We start from the raw sequence: 17,473 nt of genomic DNA, 5'->3' as shown, positions 1-17,473 counted from the left end.
CGGCCCAGGGGATGGGCTGTCACTGGGAACCCGGGAGGGATCGTGGCCCGGCCTCCTCCTGGAGGAGGAGGCGCTTTCAGGGGCTGTGGGGTCGCACGAGGCCGTGGTCATAGGCGGCGACGACGGCCTGGACGCGGTCGCGCAGGCCGAGCTTGCGCAGCACCGCGGTGACATGGTTCTTCACGGTGGCCTCCGAGAGACACAGCCGGTCGGCGATCTCCGCGTTCGACAGCGCCTGCCCGATCAGGGTGAGCACCTCCCGCTCACGGACGGAGACGTCCGCGAGGGAAGGCGGCGGCGCGAGGTCGGGCGTGGTACGCAGGAACCGGTCGAGAACGCGGCTCAGCACGGCCGGCGCCAGCAGCGCGTCGCCCCGGGCGGTGACGCGGATCGCGTCGACGAGTTCACCGGGGCGCATGTCCTTGAGCAGGAAGCCGCTCGCCCCGGCCCGCAGGGCTGCGACCACGTGGGCATCGACGTCCCAGGTGGTGAGCACGAGCACCCGGGCTCCGCTGCCGCTCGCCGCGATCCGCCGGGTCGCCTCGATGCCGTCCACGACCGGCATGCGTACGTCCATCAGCACGACGTCGGGCGCCAGCTCGCGCGCGAGCCGCACCGCTTCCTGACCGTCGCAGGCCTCACCGACCACCTCCAGGTCGTCCCTGGCGTCGATGATCATGCGGAATCCGGTGCGGACCAGGGCCTGGTCGTCGGCGACCACCACGCGCAGCGTCATGACGCGCGCTCCACCGGCAGTCGCGCCGCCACCTCGAACCCGCCTCCGGGGAGCGCACCGGCGTGCAGGCTGCCTCCCACGAGCCGGGCGCGTTCCTTCATCCCCACAAGGCCGCGCCCCGCGCCCATGCCGCGCGAACCGACCTGCACGGTACGCCCGTTGTCGATCACCGTGACCTTCACGGACGCTCCGTCAGCGGTCACCCGCACGCTCACCTCGTCGGCGCCGGTCGCGTGGCGCAGCGTGTTGGTGAGGGCCTCCTGGACGATCCGGTACGCCGCCAGATCGACCGCGGCCGGCAGACCGACGGTCTCGCCCTCACGGTGCACGCGCACGGCCATGCCGGTCGCGCGCAGCGTATCGGCCAGTTCGTCCAGGCGAGCGAGCGAGGGACCCGGCCCGCGCTGCCCCTCGGGTCCGTCAGCCTCCATGTCGGGCCGGAACGCACGTAGCAGCAGCCGTAGTTCGTCCAGCGCCTCGCGGGCCCCCGTCTCGATGGCCCGAAGTGCCTGACGTGCCTGGTCGGGCCGTTCGGTGAACACATCGTCGGCCGCGCCGGCCTGAATGACCATCACCGACAAGGTGTGCGCGACGACGTCGTGCACCTCGCGCGCGATCCGCGCACGCTCCTCCACGACAGCCCGGCGCGCCTCCGCCCTCGCGCGCGCCTGCAGCGCCCGACGCCACTGACCCCCGGTCCACGCCAGTACCACCGCCAGCAGATAGACCGTCAGCCCGGGGCCACCACCCGCCCCGAACGCCAACGGCGCCGGCAGACACATGGCCGCGAGCGCCCACAGCGAGGCACGTCGCGATCCGGTGGCCGACAGCACACACAACCCGACCTGCGCGGCGAGCAGTGCCCCTGTCAGGGACACCGCGGGCAGCAGCGCCCACACCACGAGCCCCGCCGCCGCGTTCGCCGCCAGGACGAGGACCGGGGCGCGTACCTGCCACCTCAGGGCGCAGACCTGCACAAGGACGAGGGTCACGGCCACGGGCAGCCGAGGGCCGCGCTCCGCGCCGGCGACGAGTACCGCGGTGCCGAGGACGGCGAGCACCACACCGCCGGACCCCCACCACAGCGCACGGACCGCCCGGGACGACACCGCGCTCGGAGCGTCCCCGGCGAACGCGTCGTCCGGCTCTCCACGGCTGCGGTCCACGCCCCAACCGTATCGGCGGGGGGCACATACATCCATCAGGCCCGCGATGGTCAGCGGCAGAGCGCGTTGGCTCGGGCGGTCATTCGGTGGTCGATGACGCCGACCTTGTCGTTGCTGTCGGCGAGTTCGTCGTGCGCCCGCGCCGTACGCGGTGAGAGGCGACCGTACGTCCACCGGCCACGAGAGTGTTAGGCGTCGTCCGGTGGGTCTCGGCACGGCGACGTGTCGCGGGTACCGGCAACTCGCCGTCGGTACCCGCGACCAGATGTCTCGTACAGTCACCGCGCTTGTCCAGGAGCCTGTGTCAGCGTGCCGGGGAAGTGTCGTGCCGTCGCACCCAGTCGAGCACGACTTCGGCGACTTCACGCCACCCGCTGTCGAAGACCAGCGAGTGCCCACGCCCCGGGATCCGCCGGTATTCGGTGTTGGTTCCGGGCCGGTAGAGCTCGGCCGCCTGGCGTGCGACCACTTCGGGGATGGTGTGATCGCGCTCCCCGCCGAGGATCAGCAGAGGCCCGCGCGCGTGGTCGCTCAGGTCTACCTCGATGGGGGACTGCGGGTCCTTCTTGGCCGCCGTCAGGTCGAATATCGGCCGTCCCGGTCCGGGGATCACCCAGCGCCGGTACAACTCGTCGGACTCCTCGCGGCTGACCGCGTTGCCGAACCCGTAGCGGAACTGACGGCGGGTCGGCATCACGGCCTCATTGCGGTTGGCCTTACTGCGCAGCACCGGCAGCGCCGAGCGGATCTGGGGGATCGGCAGGGCCTTCACCCCCTTGATCGGCGCCGGGTCGATGGCGACGGCCGCTGAGGCGATGCCCGAGGCCAGAAGTTTCTGGGCGATCAGACCGCCGAACGAATGGCCGATCACCACGGGGCGCTCACCGAGCCCACCGATCTGGCGGGCGATGTGGTCGGTGATGTCCTGGACCCCGTAGCCCGCCACTCGCTGGGGGTTGCGCCGGGCTGCTTCGACCGTGTCGCCGTCACCGGGCCAGTCGGCCGAGCGTGCCTCGTAGCCGGCGTTCGTGAACAGATCGACCCACGGGTGCCACGCCGACGCGTGGACCCAGAGTCCGTGGACGAACACGACAGGGGAACTCATCGTGCACCGCCCGTGGAGGTGCCGGCCTCTTCGATCAGCTTCGTGACGGCGGACGGAACCTCGAGCATCGACAGGTGGTCCGCGTCGGCCGTCACGACCGTGCCATGTGCCCGCGCTGCCATGGCCCGCTGCTCGGCGGGCGGGAGGACCTCGTCCTTCGTTCCGACGAGGAACCAGCTCGGCACGGTCTTCCAGGCCGCCGGTCCTGACTGCTCGTTCAGGGCGCCGGCCGCGATCGGGGTCTGCGCGGCGGCAAGTTCGGCGCCGACACGGGCGGGCAGGCTGCCGGCGAACGCCTTCGGGAACAGGTCGCGCTTGACATACAGGTCCGGGTCGCCCTGCGGCTGGGATGGGTCCTGAACGGCGTCGAAGACGGTGCTCGGGTCGGCGACCGCGAGCAGGGATCCGGGCTTGGCACCGGTCAGCTGGGCCACGGACTCACCTTGCGCCGGGGCGTACGCGTCGATGTACGACAGGGCTCTGACCCGCGAGATGCCGGCTGCGGCATTGGTGATGACCGCGCCGCCATAGGAGTGGCCGACGAGTACGACAGAGCCGGTCGTGGCCTGGTTGACGAACGCGGCGACGGACGCGGAGTCGGCGGCGAGGCCACGCAGCGGGTTCGGCGCGTCGAGGACGGTGTATCCGTCGCGCTGGAGCTTGTGCGCCACCGGAGCGAAGCTCGAAGCATCCGCCCAGGCCCCGTGGACCAGGACGATGGTGGGCTTGGTGGTGGCGTGGTGAACGGCAGCGTGGGCGGGGACCGCGTCGGCGCTGCCGGCAGCGGCGAGGGCCACGGTCGTCGCCGCGGCGAGCGTGAGGACCAGGGAGCCGCGACGCTTGGGTGAGGTATGCACGGGCGTGTGCACCTTTCAGGAGGTAGAAAGAACGATCCTTCTCCCGACTTAAACATTCGACGTGGTCGATGTCAAGAGTGCTTTTGCCTGCCTGCGGCATAGCTCACAAACGAGAAAGAACGATCGGTACCCACTAAGATGTGGGCATGAGTGCAGACGCCAGGGCGCGGGGCGCGACACCGCGGGACCACCTGCTGGAGATCGCCGGCGACTTGTTCTACCGGGAGGGCATCAACACGGTCGGCGTGGACCGGATCCTGAGCGAAGCCGGTGTGACCCGGGCCACGATGTATCGCCACTTCGCGGGCAAGGAACAGCTCGTGATCGCCTACCTCCAGCGCGAGGACGGACTGGTCCGGGCGCAGTTCGAGGCCGCTGCCGAGCACGCGGTGTCGCCCGAGCACCTTCTGGAGCTCGCCGTCGAGGGCGTGGCGGACGACGCCAGCCGGCACCACACCCGCGGCTGTCCGTTCATCAACGCCACAGCGGAGTACTCCGACCCCGCGAGTCCGGTGCGCGGCGTGGTCGCCGAACACCGGGCGTGGTTCCGCGCGACTCTGCGCGAGTACCTCGTCGCGGTGGGCCGGGACGATCCGGACGACAGGGCGGACACGCTCGTCATGCTCCGTGACGCGGTCCTGGTGGGCAGCTACCTCGGCGACCCCGACAAGGTGCGCAAGACCTTTCTGCGCAACGCCCGCAAGGTCGCGGGGCTGCCCTGAGGGAGTACGGCCGGGTGCAGCGTGGCCGTCTTCCCATGACGTCACGCACGGCCGGCCCGTCGAGGGACATCTCCCTCATGAACCGGGGAGGCAACCGCGTTGCCGGCTCCGGTGGACCTTGCTTGCGGCAGGGCAGGGCAGGGCAGGGCAGGGCAGCGCTACGCGGAACGAGGGCGGGTCGCCCGGCATCGTCGGTCGGGTACGTCGTGTGACGCCTCTTTCGTTCGTGCCGGGCGCGTCGGCGTGCGCGGACGCCTCTCAGGCGAGGTGGTCGCGGAACCATTTGACGACAGCGCTGCTCGCCCTCTCGAACTGAGTGGTGTACAGGTCGAAGTGGGCGCCCGGGATCGTCCGCAGCCGCTTGGGCTCCGACACGCGCTCGTAGGCCGCGAGGGCCAGGTCGGTCACGGTGACGGTGTACGGCGAGCGGTGGACCCTTCTCGTCCCGCGCGAGGTCTTCGCCGGACCGCACCGTTTCGATGAGATCGCATCGGCGTCGACGTCAGAGGCGAGGAGACGAGTCCTTCGCCGTTGGGCAGCCGCTCGCCGCCGGCGCGGGGAGTCCCTTCCTGCCGCGCCGTATCACCAGAGCGCCTGGCCTACCGCACTCGTCGAATCAGAATCCCAACCGTCGCCCACCCTGAAATGTGCCGGTTTCCTGCTGGAGGGCAACCTCGTCGCGGCGGTCGAGGTCGGTATTCAGAGACTGCCCCGAATCGAGGGGACCGGCAGTGAGCGGCCGGCTGAATGGCCAGTTCCCGCAGCCCACGCCATCACTTGGCCGACGTCTTCCTGGCCCGCCGAATTGGGACCATGCCGGCCAGATGCGGGTCCCCGGGCGGTACGTCGATCTCACCACCGGTCAAGTCGCGTGTCCGTACGCAGAACGGCCGACCAGGTACAGCAGCAAGGCCCGGTGGGAACGTGTGGGGAACATGACGTGTTCCCCACGTCGTGCTGAGGGCGAGGAGGCAGCGGCCCGAAGTGGCGACGGTGTCGGCGGTTGTCGTGAGAAGGCCCGACGCCGCGTCGGTCACACCCACCGCCTGCGGGCTGAACCACTCGGAGGAGAAGTCCTTTCCAGGACGTCCGGTGCCCCGGTGTCTTGTGCCGGAGATCCGTCGGCAAAGAGGGCAACGGACGAACCTCAGCACCGTCGCATACCGAAACGATGCGGGCTCGCGCGGCCACTACCTGTGCGGATGACGCCGGGCCCAACGCTCCAGCACCACACCTTCATCAGGCGGCAACAGCAGGGCTTCCAGCTCAGGTGGTGGGGTCGTCAAGTGCCGCTCCCTGGTCAGACGAACACGACACTCTCGACATCGATCGTGACGAGTTCCATGTCCTTGTTCACCGTTCCGTCCTCCCCTCGCCGGTAGACGCGCCGCCGGGTCGGGACCATTATCCCGTCGAACTCCCTGTACTCGGAGGGGTGGTGCGCGGCAGGACCAGCGTTGATGACCTCGGGCGTGTCGTCGTGCCCGCGCAGCAACGCGTTCGAGTGGAAGTCGAGACTGGACTGATCGAGGTCGCCGCCCCGACCGCGAGGGCCGGGGAAAGCCGACCGACGGAGGGTGTCGGCGCAGCTGTGCACTGACGACCCCTCAACACCTCCTCGGCCCGGACTCGCGACAGCGCGGTGCGCCCTACTTGAGGAGTGCCTCGCAGGCCAGGTGGGCGATGCAGGTCTGTGTTCGGTCGAAGGACCACGAGCGTTCGCCGACCAGGGTCATCCAGGCGTGTGGCCCAAGGTGAAAGTAGAGAAGATCCACGGCCTCCGAGCGACTGATCTCCGGGCGCAGGGCATCAAGCGTCAGTAGGCGATCGGTCACGCGGGTCAGGGCTTGAACGTAGTCATCGGTACCCCTGTCCAGCACTGCCTTGACCGCCGGCTCGCCGGGAGGATCCCGGTAGAAGAGACCGTAGACAAGATCCCAGTGGCGTTCGTGGGTTGCTCGTGTGCCCTCGGCCGTGAGTGCGATGACGGCGTGGGGGTCATCGCTTGCCTCCACGGCGGCCATGGTCGCCGCGACGGCGGGGTCGGAGAGGGCGGGCTCCAGCAGAGCCGCCAGGATGCTGGGCTTGCTGCCGATGCTGCTGTAGACGGTGGGGACGGCCACCTGTGCCGCCTCCGCGACCTCGCCGACTGTCACGCCGGCATACCCGCGAGCCAGAAAGAGGGTGTGCGCGCTCTTGAGGATGGCTTCGCGGGTAGCCGCCGCTGAATTGGTTCTACGTGGCGAGTGGTACTTGCGAACGGTCACGGAGGCAGTCTACCTCCTTCACGGTAAGTAAATATATTGACAATAAGTATCTATAATGAATACGTTTGCTTGCATGAATCCCCCCACCAGCGAATCCGCCGCGGTCGTCGAGACTCGGCTCGCCCACGACGTGCATCGCCTCGCCACTGCCCTCCTGGTCACCTCGGCCGAACGCGCCACGGTGCCGCTGAGCGCTCTGGGTCAGCTCCGCGATTTCCTCGTCGTGAACCTGCGCCACCACCACGAGACCGAAGACCACGACCTCTGGCCGCGGATCCTGAAGACCGCGCCCGACCTCGTCCAGGGTCTCCACGGACTCACCGACGAGCACGAGCAGTTGGATGCCGCGCTCGCAAGGCTGGCCGCCGTTGTCATATCCGAGGGCGGTGAAGAGACCGGTGTCCGGAGTGCGCTGCGGTCGGCAGCCATCGCTGTGCGGGACACGGTCCTTGCCCACCTGGACCATGAAGAGCCGGTTCTCTTCCCGGCACTTCGCGACCACCTCAGCGCAGCGCAGTGGCGCGAGTTCGCGCGAGAGGTGATCGCGACCACTCCGCCCGTGGCCGGCCACCTCATGATCGGGTTCCTCGACGAGGTGGGCACCCCCGACGAGGTCGCTCTCGTTCTGGCGGGCCTGCCCGAGCCGGTACTGCCCCTCCTCCCGGCGATGCGTCACCAGGCAGAGGACGATCTGCGGACACTTCGCGGAAGTGGGTCGTGACGACGGAGCCGGTCATCTGGCCGGATGCGGCGGACTCGGCCATCAAGGGCGACCTGACTGTCGCGGTTTCCTATGTCACTCCGGCCGGCGGTGCAGTGATCACGAGCGTCTCGCCGACAGGCCTCGGAGATCGAGAACAGGGCCGGGTCGGCTTCACCACCTCGCTGGGATTTCCGAAGAAGCTCGAACGCATCCTGCGGGATCCTCACGTGGCCTTCGCCTACCACACACGTGAGCACGGGTTCGCTGACAGCACGGCGTACGTCCTGGCTCAGGGCAAGGCGTCGATAGATCTGCATCCTTCTCCGGAACGCCTCTCCGCGTTCATGAAGGCCTCCGAAGCGTTCCTGGGCGAGACCAGACGCGGGCCCGTCTGGGATTGGCTCCTGAGGGAGTACCACCAGCAACGGGTCTTCGTCGATGCGGACTTGGAGCGCGTATCCGTCTGGGAAGATCTCGGTGCCCAGGGCGGAAAGACGGTCGCGGGCGCGCCCTGGCCACAGGCTCCGGCTGCGCAGGCTGCACCGAAGAATGGCACGGGCCCGCGGGTGGACGTCGCCGGACTGATGCGGCAGATCGCCGGGTTGCCCCACCGCTTGGTCGCCTACAAGGGCGCGGACGGCTTCCCAGTGATCCTTCCCGTGCGGGTGACCGGCCACGACACCGCAGGCCTGCACCTGGAACTTCCATCCGGACTGCTGCCGCCGGGCGGCAGGCGGGCCGGCTTCCTGGCGCACAGCTTCCAGCCGCAATGTGTCGGACTCGGTATGCGTACCCTGACAGGGTGGCTGAAGGTCACCGACGAAGGTGCTGTCTACGCACCCCACACATCAAAGGGTCTGGCCGCGCCGCCGTACCGGACTCTGCTGACCGTTTCGAACGGCCTCATGGCCAAGTACGGGCTCTGGCGAGCACAGCGTGACGGCACAGCGGAGCGACTGCGCGACCTCGCCGCGCGAGCCACGAGTGATCTCGGGAAGACCCGGTAGAAGACCGACGGTCAGTCTGGACTGCAAGCAACAGGCCGGCCCAGGTTCTCAGCGCATGCGGGCGGCGGACGGCGGGCGAGGAGCGAGACCGAGCGGTCTCGCTGACGGCCCAACTGGATAAGCCGTTGGGCGCCGTTGGGTTCCCTCGCCCGTTGCTCGGTCGGCCCCTGCTCGCTTCCGACGGACCAATCGCACATCGCGGAGGGAGCGTTGTGCGGTGTGCTGGGGTCTGCCGGGCAGGCCACTTCTCGTCGGTAACAGGGAGGCGCGACATTCATGGAGGAGCTCGAAGACCGCGCGGTGGGGCCATGCCGCGAGGTCGACAGCGGCATGACTCGTGTGTTCGCCCTGCTCGGCAAACGCTGGACGGGTTTGGTTGTGGCGGTCCTGATGCAACACCCGGTCCACTTCACCGAGTTGCGTCGCGCGATCCCGGGCATCAGTGAACGAATGCTCTCTGACAGGCTCAGTGAACTTGTCGCGGCCGGGCTGGTCGCGCGAGAGGTGGACGAGGGGCCCCCACTACGGGTCGCGTACCGCTTGACGGAGGCAGGCGTGGCGTTGAGGCCCGCGTTCGAGGCGCTGGACCTATGGGCGCGCAACCATCTGTCCATAACCGGACCCGCGGTGCAGTAGTGATCGATCGCGGGGTACCGAACCGGCCCCGGCGGACTGAGTGTTGTTATGAACCCCGGTGTGACCTCGCAATCCGGTGCGCCCCGGCTTCGCACCGTCGTGACCTGGGGAGGTCGGGTGCGCAGCCGGAGTGCATGGACGGGCAGCTCGCGTGCGGCGGCCTGCGGTCCGGGGTCCCTTTCCCGCGCCGTCGCGGCGGGGGACATATGGTGCTGGGGGAGCGTCAGTGGCGCTTCGGCTGGCTCGAAGTGCTGCCCTTGTGGTCGACCTCGTGGGCTTCCTTGCCGGCGAGGCGATGAGCCGTGCCGTCCTCCTGGGCGGTGCGGCCCTCGCGCGACTCGGCCCCGCGCTGCTCCTCGGGGGTCCTGTCCGCCAGGTTCTTCTTGTCCGCGCGGCTGCGGTCGCTCTTGTGCTCGGCCATGGTGATGTCTCCTCGGAGAGGGTGGAAACTAGGTGTAATACGAGCGTCACACACCGTCGCGAGGGTCGCATCTCGGGTCGTTACCGTAGGTAGCGGCTCTCAGGGGCTGCCGCACCCGCGGCCTCGGCAACACCCGAGCGCGGACCCGAGCGCCGCTCCGGACCGCGGCGAGAGTGCACGAGACCCCTGAGGTCTGAGGCCCGGGATCTCTCCGTGCTGTGGGGTCTCCGGCCGGTTCGATCACCTGCCGACGGGAGTGTCACGCGCACTCCATGCCGAGTTCCCGCAGCGCACCGAATTGATACTGGGTGAGATCGTTCTGTCTCGATCCATCGTTCGCCGCCCTTTCGGATTGGCGGGGCGGTGACCACACTGGGTACATGATGGAACTGGGCTCCGAGTGGGACGCACGCATCCGTCAGACACCCGAGGCCGACGCCTACTACCGCCGTATCGACTCGTGGGTGCCACCGGTCGAGGAGCTTCTCTGGCGCACGGCGCGAGCCAGTACGCTCGTGCGGTTCTTCCCCTCCTCCAGTCACAACTCCTTGCGTCTTACGACGAGCTGTGATTTCGCGACTGCCGAGGACGTGGGCCCTTGCATCGTGTATCGCTATGACGACTGCACGAGCCCGGAGCGCATACCCGACGGTCCGCTGATCAGTCGGCGCTGGGCCGTTGTTCCTGAGGAGGCCCTCGGCGTCGTTCCCCCCTGCGCACGGAGCGGAACGGGCGCTTCGTGCGCACTATGTCCGAACCCCTTGTCTAGCGCTGCTGCCGGTGCGTCAGCCAGGCGGTGACTTCACGTCGGAACTCGCGATCCCTGTAGATGTCCTCCCGGGCGAGCCACTCCAAGGCGCACAGAACCCCTGGGGAGCGAGCGGGGTCGCGCACTGCGTACACACCGACACCCGACTCATACGTGCCGGCCGTGAGCCAGACGCTGTTGTCCAGGGCCAGCATGGCGAATCCGGGGTGGCCGGCGTTAATGCCGAGGAAGGTAGCCGCGCCGGCCCCCATGATGTCCCACCTGTCCAGCAGGCGGACCCGGTGCCAGACATGCATCCTGTGCCGCAGCCGGCGGTGGTCCACGGCCGTCCAGGTGCCCCTAGGCAACATGAGCAGGAATTCGCGGTTCTCATCGAGCAGACCGGCGGACATGGCGAGGTCGTACCAACCCGCGTTGAGTCGCTCCACCAGTCGTGGGTCGTCATACTCAACGAGGAAGCCGCCGAAATTCCGCTCGCGTTCGTACCCGAGGACATGAGGTATGGCCGACGCCGGAACCGCGTCGGGTATCACCTCGAGCCCGGCTCTCAGCAGCGGTCTGAGCACCTTGCGGTACCTCTCCCGACGCCCCAACCTCTCCCCTCATCCTCCCAGGACATGACCAACTGCGGATCCCCTCCGTCGAAGAGGGGATCCGCAGGCGGTCCTTGCTGATGCCACTGTAATTCGCAGGCCGAAGGGAAGGAAGTACGGGGGCAAGGGACGCGAATATTTATTAGGGCGCGTTGAGGAACCAGTGCTCTTTGAAAGATAGAGCCGCTCGTCGAGGGCCGGAAATCGCGGCCCGGGCGCACCGAAACGGCACTGACCCGGCCTGCTCCTTCAAGGAAAAGACGCACACGGCATGGTTCACTTGAGAGGTGAAGATTGGTGTCACCACATTCCTGGCGGACGAGGGAATCCGGCCTGCCTCGCTGGCTAAAGCCTTGGAGGAGCGAGCTTTCGAATCCCTTCTCCTGCACGAGCACAGTCATGTCGCGGCGAAGCAAGAGACGCCATTTCCCGGTGGTGGGGAACTACCCAGGATGTATTACCGCACGCTGGACCCGTTCGTCGCGCTGACGGCGGCCGCAACGGTGACCGACAACCTGGTCCTGGGCACCGGGGTGGCTTTGCTGGTTCAGCGCGATGTGATTCATACCGCCAAGCAGGTAGCCAGCCTGGACCTGGTGTCCGACGGGCGGGTGCTTTTCGGTGTGGGTACGGGCTGGAGTCGTGAGGAGATGCGTAATCACGGCACGGATCCGCGTACGCGGGGGAAGCTGCTGAACGAACAGTTGGCCGCGATCAAGGAGATCTGGACCAGCGAACAGGCCGAGTTCCACGGCGAGTACATCGACTTTGCCCCGATCTTCTGTTGGCCGAAGCCAGTACAACGCCCGCATCCCCCCATCTTCATCGGTGGCGATGGAGAGGCGGCATTGGCCAGAGTGGCGGCGCATGGTGATGGTTGGATGCCGCACTCGGTGGGCAACCCGGCCCGGGTCCGGGCCCAGTTGAACTGGGTGACCGAGGTCGCCGGAGATGTGCCGGTGACCGTGGCGTCCGTAGCACCCAGACCCGAACTCATCGCCGCATATGCCGAAGCGGGGGCTGACCGCGTAGCGCTTTCCCTGCCGACCCAGCCCGAGGCCGAGACTCTGCGGATGCTGGATATGCTCGCCGCGCTCGTCGGCGACTATAGGTAACCAGCGAACCTGTACCGCGCCTCAGCCATCCATCGGAATCGGCAGTTGCTCGAAGGGGCTACGGTTGGCGCCCTGTCCGGCAACGCACGGCGGACAGAGTGCCAAGCACCCAACTCGCACCATGCCGAGTGCTTGGGTACGGGGAAGGACGGCCAAGGCCAGGTCAGTGCCCGCAGACCACGAGGTGGGCCCTTTCCCGGGGACGGGTCAGGGCCAGGTAGTGCTCCTCGGCCAGGCGCCAGCGAGACTCCCAGTCGATCGGGCCGTGGTCGTCGCCGCGCTCTCGCAGGCGGCGCATGGATTCCACGCGGGGGGTGTCAACGTAGACGATGAGGTCGTAGTAGTCGGCGAGTTCGGGCCGGGCGGTGTACACGCCCTCCACGACGACGACGCCGGATGCAGAAACGGCATGGCTTTCGTCCGGGGCCAGAGCACCGGTCGCCCAGTCGTAGCGCCGATAGGCGGCATCACGGGCTGCTGCGAGCGGGACAAGCACTTCCTCCCGCAGCCGCTGCCAGTCGAAGTAGCGGTGGTAGCCCTCTTCGGGTTCCAGGCCGGCACGCTCCTCCGGGTCCATGGGTCGGTAGAAGTCGTCGCCGTGAACCACCACGGCGCCGCGCAACTCCGCGAGGGCCGTCGCCAGGGTCGACTTGCCCGAACCACCCATGCCATCGATCGCGACCAGGACCACTCCTCCGTGGCTTCGGGCGTCGATGGCAGTGGCAACCGCTTCAGCACCGATCGGGATCATCGTCATAGCAGCATTCTGATCACAGCTGGTGCCTCGGTAGAAGGGTATGGCTTAGCATTTCGATCCCGATGCCGAGCCCCCTGCGCCGCCGCCGCACCTGCCGCTCAGTCCACCACCGACCGTTCGAAGGACGCTGCTGTCGACAGCGGTGAACAGATGCTGCCCGGTTTCGGGTTCTGATCCAACTTCCGTGAGATGACTACTCCCGGTGACCGTCGGCCTTGCTCGTGAGTCATGCGAGAAGGTCTGGGAACTGCCAGTGCCAACCACCTTCTGGCTGTGGTTCTGGGCTGTGCGCGAGGTACTGCTCCGGTTGGAAGCGCTGCTCTTCCTGGCGGACCCGGGGATCAGGGTGGAGAGTCGGTTGAGGATGACGGCGACGTGATCCGAGTGGGTGTCAGGTGCCAAACGTCGAGCGCTCGGTGCCCAGGCTGCGGAAGCCGGGTCGGTGCCGGAGAAGGCTCCCGCTCCGCCAATGGCGCCCGTACTCGGCTGGGCCAACGCCCTACCCCTCACGACCGGGGCCGCGTGGCGGGGCGCCGGCCTGCGCGGTGCGCCGGCTACCGCTTCCCTACGGTGTAGGTCAGGTGCGTCACCCGGGATGACGCGTCCGTGCGGGTCTGGTCGAGGACGAGGCGGGTCGGGTCCACGCGGTCGAACAGGCGGATGCCGGTGCCGAAGAGCACGGGCGCGAGGGTGATCGAGAACTCGTCGATCAGGCCGCCGTCCAGGTACTCCTGGATCGTCTCGGCACCGCCGGCGATGCGGACGTCGCGGTCGCCGGCGGCCTCGCCGCCCTCGCCCAGCTTGAGGTTCTCCCGGAACCAACGCTGCGGGAACAGCCATGCCTGCAGTTCCGACCACTTCGTCATCCAGCGCCGGACCCTCGGGCGAGAAGACGTCCTCGACGGGCACGGCCTCCGGCGCCATGAAGCCGTCGAGCGACATCGTCACGCTGAAGAACACCTTCCCGGCCATCAGCCCTCGGCTCCCTTCGATGTGGTCTCGTTGCTGGTGAGTTCGGCGACGTAGGCCGCCAGGTTCCGCAGCGTCTGCTCGCCGCCCTCGATCGCGTGGTATTTCTCCACCGCCTGGTCGCGCAGTTCCTTCGTGGGGAACACCGTGCGCATCACGATGCGGGTATCCTCGCCGGCCGGCTCGAAGGTGAGGACCGACTCGAAGGCGTTGGGGTCGTCGCGGGACTCGCCGTGCACCAGCGCGATCCGATCCGGCGGGACGATCTCGGTCCAGGTGATCCACTCCTGGTAGTCGGTGCCGTCCGGCCCGTGCATCACGAAGTCCCAGGCCCCGCCCGCGTGGAACTCGAAGGACCGCGTCGTGGTCGAGAACCCTTCCGGTCCCCACCACCGCGACAGGTGCCGAACCTGAGTGAACGCCTGGAACACCAGCTCCCGTGGGGCGCCGATGGCCCGGGAGACCACGATCTCCCGGTCCGTGGTCATGCGGTCGGCCTCGCCGCCGCTACTCGTCGTCATCCGGTGGTTCCTCCTGCCTCGCCTGTTTGAGGTCTCGTACGTACTCGTCGAGCCGGTCGAAGGTCTCGTTCCAGAACTCTTCGAAGCCGCCCACCCACTCGTGGACCGGTCGCAGCCCGCGGGCGTCCAGGCCGTACAGTCGCTGCTTGCCCGCCTCGCGGACCCGCACCAGCCCGACCTCGCGGAGCACCCGCAGGTGCTTGGACGCCTGCGGCTGACTCATCCCCAGGTCCCGTGCCAGTTCGGTCACGGGCCGCTCGCCGAGCTTCGCCTTCACGCGGGACGGCCGTGGCGGCACGTCCGGCCTCCTCCAGCCTCCCGCGCGAACTCCTACAGAGTCCTGCTGCCTTCGTACTCGGCGAAGTCAACAGCCTCGTAGTCGTGTCCAGTCATCACGGTGAAGGCCGCGATTGCCCCGCCGCCCGCCGCCCGCCGCCCGCCTCGGGGCGAGATGCCGGCACGTCAGTGCTGCGCTCGATCCCCGTACACAGCTCCTCCAGCCGTTGCCGACTCACGGGCAGGGGCAACAGCTCCGGTCTCAGGTCTACTGCCTGAATCATGTCCCTCGGCGGGGACACCTCCCGGCAGTCTCCTGGAGTGCTGCCGGTTCTCACCAACATTTCAAGACACCTTGATCAAGAACTGATGCCAGACCTCATGGACACCTGGTCTCCGTTCTTACGTACTGCCGGCGAGGGGATCCGCGAGGGCGACCCTCTCTGCCCGATCGGCGACTCCGGCACCGGCAGGTCCCACCTGCTGATCTGCCCTGTCACGGCCACCGCCATGGCCGGCTACCGGGTCGATATACGGCTGAGTCACCCTTTCACCGGCGCCATCATCGAGCGCATCCGGGGGGCCAGAGGTGTTCGCTGAGGAGCCGTTCGCGGCACACGTCAACGGCGCTTCGAGGTGGTCCGAGGTGATCGTCGGGTTCGACTACGCTGCTCGCCTCCGGACCGTTCGCGGCGGAGCAGGGGCGGGTGCCGGGCGAGAGGAGGGAATTCACCCCTTCACCCTCTTCTACCAGCGATCCTTCGCCGCCTGGGTCAACCGCACCGGCCCCGTCCGTGGATGTTGTAGCCCTGTAACGTACGACCCTCTACCTACGCATCTGCCGCACCCCGCCTCGCGACATGATGTTCACTCAACTCGGATCCCATGGGGGGACCTTGAAGACCCGCGCCACCCTGCCCGCCGTCATCCTGCTCGCGACGGCCGCCGCGCTCACCGCCTGCGACGACGGCACCAGCAAGGCCGACGGCAAGCCCGACAAGGCAAGCACGGTGGCCAGCAAGCAGGCCACCGCTGCGGCCGCGACGTCGAGCGCCGACGCCCTCGCGAAGGCAACCGGCATCCCACCGAGGCCGACCGGTGCCGCCCGCGCCCGACTGCTCCGCGCCCTGGCCGCCGCTGCCCCGGCCGCCGCCCGCTACGAAGACAAGGTCATCGACGCCGCCCGGAACCAGTGCAGCGCCATCAACGGCGGTGCGCAGCGCCTCGACCACCTTGCCTCGCAACGCTTCACCTACAAAGACGCCACCACCACTGAGGCGGAGGGCAAGCAGATCAACCAGGCCCTCAAGAACACCGGTTTCTGCATCGTGTGACTCTCAGGCACGCCAACACCCCCAGGGCGAGGAGCACATACCCGCCAGACAACACAGTGCCGATGTCACAGCGGCCGCCGCCGTGATGAGAAGGGCGTGTCTGGTCTCGCCATCAGGATCACCGCGCGACGGGTCGCTCTGGTCAGGCCGGCGGAGTCGGCGTGGCCGTCAATGGCGAGGCGGACGCCGTCAGGCCGCGTACAGGTGACCTCACCGGTAAGCGAGGAGACGACACGCAGAGGGCGGACCGGCGCAGGCCCGGCCGCAGCGGCACGGGCTACGTGCCGTTTGGTACGAGCAGGACCACCTGTCCCTGTAGGTCATCGCGGACCAGGAAGGCACCAGCCTCGCCACTGGCCGACTCGCACACCTCAAGGACGGCACCCAGCTGCGCCCCGCCGGTCCTACCCAGGCCGTCCGAGGGGAAGGTGGCAGCGGCCCCAGCCCTTTCGGTTCTGTGACAGTGAACCTGATCGTGCGGGGTGAGCACGCGGGGGCCGCCGGAGGCTGGGGCCTCCGCCGTCCGATTCAGCCGTCGGCGTGGGCAGGGGGGCGCTGCGCGCAGTGCTGTCGATGACCTGGACCGGGTCAGCCTGCCAGCCGGGCGAGGGCCAGCGCGTGTGCGTGGGCGAGGGAGTCAGCAGCAGCGACGGGGATGTCCGGCTGCACACCGGTGCCTTCCCAGTTCGTGCCGGAGACGGGGTTGATGGCGCGCCCGACGGGGATGGTGGCTTCCAGGTGTGGGTGCACGGTCCAGCCGTTGCAGGGGTGTGCGCCGCCGCGGGTACGCTCGCCGACGACGATCGCGCGACCGAGCTGCTGGAGGTCGTAGGCCAGCTCTTCGGCGGCGGAGAAGGTGCTGTCGCTGGACAGCACATACAACGGCTTGGTGCCGCCGAAGCGTGCGCCGGGAACGTGCGGCAGGCTCCACGACTGCTCGGTGCGCTTGCCGCCGTGCCATTGCATGGTGTTGAGGTGGGTGCGCTCGTCGAGTAGGTAGCTGCAGACGAAGGCGACCGTGTCCGGGTCGCCGCCCCGGTTGGCACGAAGGTCGATGATCAGCGCCTGGGCGCTGGAGGCCAGGGTGAGCGCCGCGCTCAGCGGTTCGGCGGCCCACTCCAGCGGAAAGAGCATCGGTGCCAGCTCCACCACGGCGACCTCTCCGTCCAGCAACTGCACCCGGGGTGCACCGCCCAGCGAGGTTGCGAAGTCCCGGCGCATGGCGTCCAAGGTGGCCGCCCCCTCCTTCGGGGGGATCGGATCGGCGTGATGCTTCAGTCGCAGGTGGCGGTCGCCGTTGACGGACTGCAGGTCCGCGGTGACCAGACGGGCGAGTTCCTCGGCGTCGTCTACGTCGTAGGCGCCCTCGGTGAGGCGTCGTTGCAGCAGGCCGGCGAGCTGCTCGGCTATCTCGGGGAAAACGTAGTGCTCGATCAGGAGCCGGGCTGTCTCGTCGATGACAGGAGCCGGCGGAGGCTTCGTTGTAGTGGTCATGGCAGGGAGTAGAGCACCGCCCTTG

The 17,473-nt window shown here is 68.3% G+C and carries 22 protein-coding genes; 8 read left to right on the top strand and 14 right to left on the bottom strand.

Annotated features, from left to right (window positions below; genetic code table 11):
* Positions 1 to 76: 76 nt before the first annotated feature.
* From GFH48_RS01040 to GFH48_RS01025, 4 genes are all read right to left on the bottom strand, one after another.
* On the bottom strand, positions 77 to 736 hold the full coding sequence (locus GFH48_RS01040) for a response regulator (protein ID WP_153286412.1): 660 nt from the start codon (positions 734 to 736) through the stop codon (positions 77 to 79).
* A complete protein-coding gene (locus GFH48_RS01035) occupies positions 733 to 1,902 on the bottom strand; it encodes a sensor histidine kinase (RefSeq protein WP_194280449.1) in 1,170 nt (389 codons plus the stop codon). The genes GFH48_RS01040 and GFH48_RS01035 overlap by 4 nt, the downstream gene beginning before the upstream one ends.
* Before the next feature lie 304 nt (positions 1,903 to 2,206).
* Positions 2,207 to 3,007: an alpha/beta hydrolase gene (locus GFH48_RS01030; RefSeq protein ID WP_153286411.1), complete on the bottom strand. Its 801-nt coding sequence runs from the start codon at positions 3,005 to 3,007 to the stop codon at positions 2,207 to 2,209.
* Positions 3,004 to 3,864, bottom strand: coding sequence for an alpha/beta fold hydrolase (locus GFH48_RS01025; RefSeq protein WP_194280448.1), 861 nt, complete (start codon positions 3,862 to 3,864; stop codon positions 3,004 to 3,006). The genes GFH48_RS01030 and GFH48_RS01025 overlap by 4 nt, the downstream gene beginning before the upstream one ends.
* 146 nt (positions 3,865 to 4,010) lie before the next feature.
* Between GFH48_RS01025 and GFH48_RS01020 the strand changes: the two genes are divergently transcribed.
* Positions 4,011 to 4,586 (top strand): TetR/AcrR family transcriptional regulator, encoded by a 576-nt coding sequence (locus GFH48_RS01020; protein ID WP_153286410.1) that lies wholly within the window; start codon positions 4,011 to 4,013, stop codon positions 4,584 to 4,586.
* A gap of 258 nt (positions 4,587 to 4,844) precedes the next feature.
* Here GFH48_RS01020 and GFH48_RS01015 read toward each other — a convergent pair whose 3' ends face one another.
* From GFH48_RS01015 to GFH48_RS01005, 3 genes are all read right to left on the bottom strand, one after another.
* On the bottom strand, positions 4,845 to 4,994 hold the full coding sequence (locus tag GFH48_RS01015; RefSeq protein WP_153286409.1) for a hypothetical protein: 150 nt from the start codon (positions 4,992 to 4,994) through the stop codon (positions 4,845 to 4,847).
* 892 nt (positions 4,995 to 5,886) lie between these two features.
* Entirely contained in the window at positions 5,887 to 6,183 is a 297-nt protein-coding gene (locus tag GFH48_RS01010; RefSeq protein WP_153286408.1) for a hypothetical protein, read from the bottom strand.
* A gap of 52 nt (positions 6,184 to 6,235) precedes the next feature.
* Positions 6,236 to 6,853: a TetR/AcrR family transcriptional regulator gene (locus GFH48_RS01005; RefSeq protein WP_153286407.1), complete on the bottom strand. Its 618-nt coding sequence runs from the start codon at positions 6,851 to 6,853 to the stop codon at positions 6,236 to 6,238.
* A gap of 73 nt (positions 6,854 to 6,926) precedes the next feature.
* Here GFH48_RS01005 and GFH48_RS01000 point away from each other — a divergent pair, with 73 nt between their 5' ends.
* From GFH48_RS01000 to GFH48_RS00990, 3 genes are all read left to right on the top strand, one after another.
* The gene (locus tag GFH48_RS01000; RefSeq protein WP_153286406.1) at positions 6,927 to 7,574 is read left to right on the top strand and encodes a hemerythrin domain-containing protein; all 648 of its coding nucleotides are present in this window, start codon (positions 6,927 to 6,929) and stop codon (positions 7,572 to 7,574) included.
* Positions 7,571 to 8,563: a hypothetical protein gene (locus GFH48_RS00995; protein WP_228120225.1), complete on the top strand. Its 993-nt coding sequence runs from the start codon at positions 7,571 to 7,573 to the stop codon at positions 8,561 to 8,563. Before GFH48_RS01000 ends, GFH48_RS00995 begins: the two co-directional genes overlap by 4 nt.
* Before the next feature lie 276 nt (positions 8,564 to 8,839).
* Entirely contained in the window at positions 8,840 to 9,199 is a 360-nt protein-coding gene (locus GFH48_RS00990) for a winged helix-turn-helix transcriptional regulator (protein WP_153286405.1), read from the top strand.
* Positions 9,200 to 9,422: 223 nt separating this feature from the next.
* On the opposite strand, the gene GFH48_RS00985 is transcribed toward GFH48_RS00990, so the two are convergent.
* Positions 9,423 to 9,620: a hypothetical protein gene (locus GFH48_RS00985; RefSeq protein WP_153286404.1), complete on the bottom strand. Its 198-nt coding sequence runs from the start codon at positions 9,618 to 9,620 to the stop codon at positions 9,423 to 9,425.
* Between the two features lie 765 nt (positions 9,621 to 10,385).
* The gene (locus GFH48_RS00980; protein WP_153286403.1) at positions 10,386 to 10,955 is read right to left on the bottom strand and encodes a hypothetical protein; all 570 of its coding nucleotides are present in this window, start codon (positions 10,953 to 10,955) and stop codon (positions 10,386 to 10,388) included.
* Between the two features lie 314 nt (positions 10,956 to 11,269).
* Between GFH48_RS00980 and GFH48_RS00975 the strand changes: the two genes are divergently transcribed.
* Positions 11,270 to 12,097: an LLM class F420-dependent oxidoreductase gene (locus tag GFH48_RS00975; RefSeq protein ID WP_153286402.1), complete on the top strand. Its 828-nt coding sequence runs from the start codon at positions 11,270 to 11,272 to the stop codon at positions 12,095 to 12,097.
* A 163-nt stretch (positions 12,098 to 12,260) separates the two neighbouring features.
* On the opposite strand, the gene GFH48_RS00970 is transcribed toward GFH48_RS00975, so the two are convergent.
* Positions 12,261 to 12,854 (bottom strand): AAA family ATPase, encoded by a 594-nt coding sequence (locus tag GFH48_RS00970; RefSeq protein WP_153286401.1) that lies wholly within the window; start codon positions 12,852 to 12,854, stop codon positions 12,261 to 12,263.
* A gap of 253 nt (positions 12,855 to 13,107) precedes the next feature.
* Here GFH48_RS00970 and GFH48_RS39665 point away from each other — a divergent pair, with 253 nt between their 5' ends.
* Positions 13,108 to 13,233, top strand: a complete 126-nt coding sequence (locus tag GFH48_RS39665; RefSeq protein ID WP_265590165.1) for a hypothetical protein — start codon at positions 13,108 to 13,110, stop codon at positions 13,231 to 13,233.
* Between the two features lie 175 nt (positions 13,234 to 13,408).
* On the opposite strand, the gene GFH48_RS00965 is transcribed toward GFH48_RS39665, so the two are convergent.
* The 3 genes from GFH48_RS00965 to GFH48_RS00955 form a co-directional block, all read right to left on the bottom strand.
* Positions 13,409 to 13,720, bottom strand: coding sequence for a dihydrofolate reductase family protein (locus tag GFH48_RS00965; protein ID WP_228120223.1), 312 nt, complete (start codon positions 13,718 to 13,720; stop codon positions 13,409 to 13,411).
* Positions 13,721 to 13,825: 105 nt separating this feature from the next.
* Positions 13,826 to 14,344, bottom strand: coding sequence for an SRPBCC family protein (locus GFH48_RS00960; RefSeq protein ID WP_228120221.1), 519 nt, complete (start codon positions 14,342 to 14,344; stop codon positions 13,826 to 13,828).
* Positions 14,331 to 14,642, bottom strand: a complete 312-nt coding sequence (locus tag GFH48_RS00955; protein WP_228120219.1) for an ArsR/SmtB family transcription factor — start codon at positions 14,640 to 14,642, stop codon at positions 14,331 to 14,333. The genes GFH48_RS00960 and GFH48_RS00955 overlap by 14 nt, the downstream gene beginning before the upstream one ends.
* A gap of 299 nt (positions 14,643 to 14,941) precedes the next feature.
* Between GFH48_RS00955 and GFH48_RS39855 the strand changes: the two genes are divergently transcribed.
* Together GFH48_RS39855 and GFH48_RS00945 are read left to right on the top strand one after the other, a co-directional pair.
* A complete protein-coding gene (locus tag GFH48_RS39855) occupies positions 14,942 to 15,220 on the top strand; it encodes a hypothetical protein (RefSeq protein ID WP_153286400.1) in 279 nt (92 codons plus the stop codon).
* 296 nt (positions 15,221 to 15,516) lie between these two features.
* Positions 15,517 to 15,954 (top strand): hypothetical protein, encoded by a 438-nt coding sequence (locus GFH48_RS00945; protein ID WP_228120217.1) that lies wholly within the window; start codon positions 15,517 to 15,519, stop codon positions 15,952 to 15,954.
* 588 nt (positions 15,955 to 16,542) lie between these two features.
* On the opposite strand, the gene GFH48_RS00940 is transcribed toward GFH48_RS00945, so the two are convergent.
* On the bottom strand, positions 16,543 to 17,448 hold the full coding sequence (locus GFH48_RS00940) for a S41 family peptidase (RefSeq protein WP_153286399.1): 906 nt from the start codon (positions 17,446 to 17,448) through the stop codon (positions 16,543 to 16,545).
* Positions 17,449 to 17,473: the final 25 nt, after the last annotated feature.

The sequence above is a fragment of the Streptomyces fagopyri genome, from assembly GCF_009498275.1.
In the GTDB taxonomy this organism is placed as follows: domain Bacteria; phylum Actinomycetota; class Actinomycetes; order Streptomycetales; family Streptomycetaceae; genus Streptomyces; species Streptomyces fagopyri.
The sequence above is the reverse complement of the archived record's forward strand: the minus strand, read 5'-3'. Positions and strand labels throughout refer to the sequence as shown.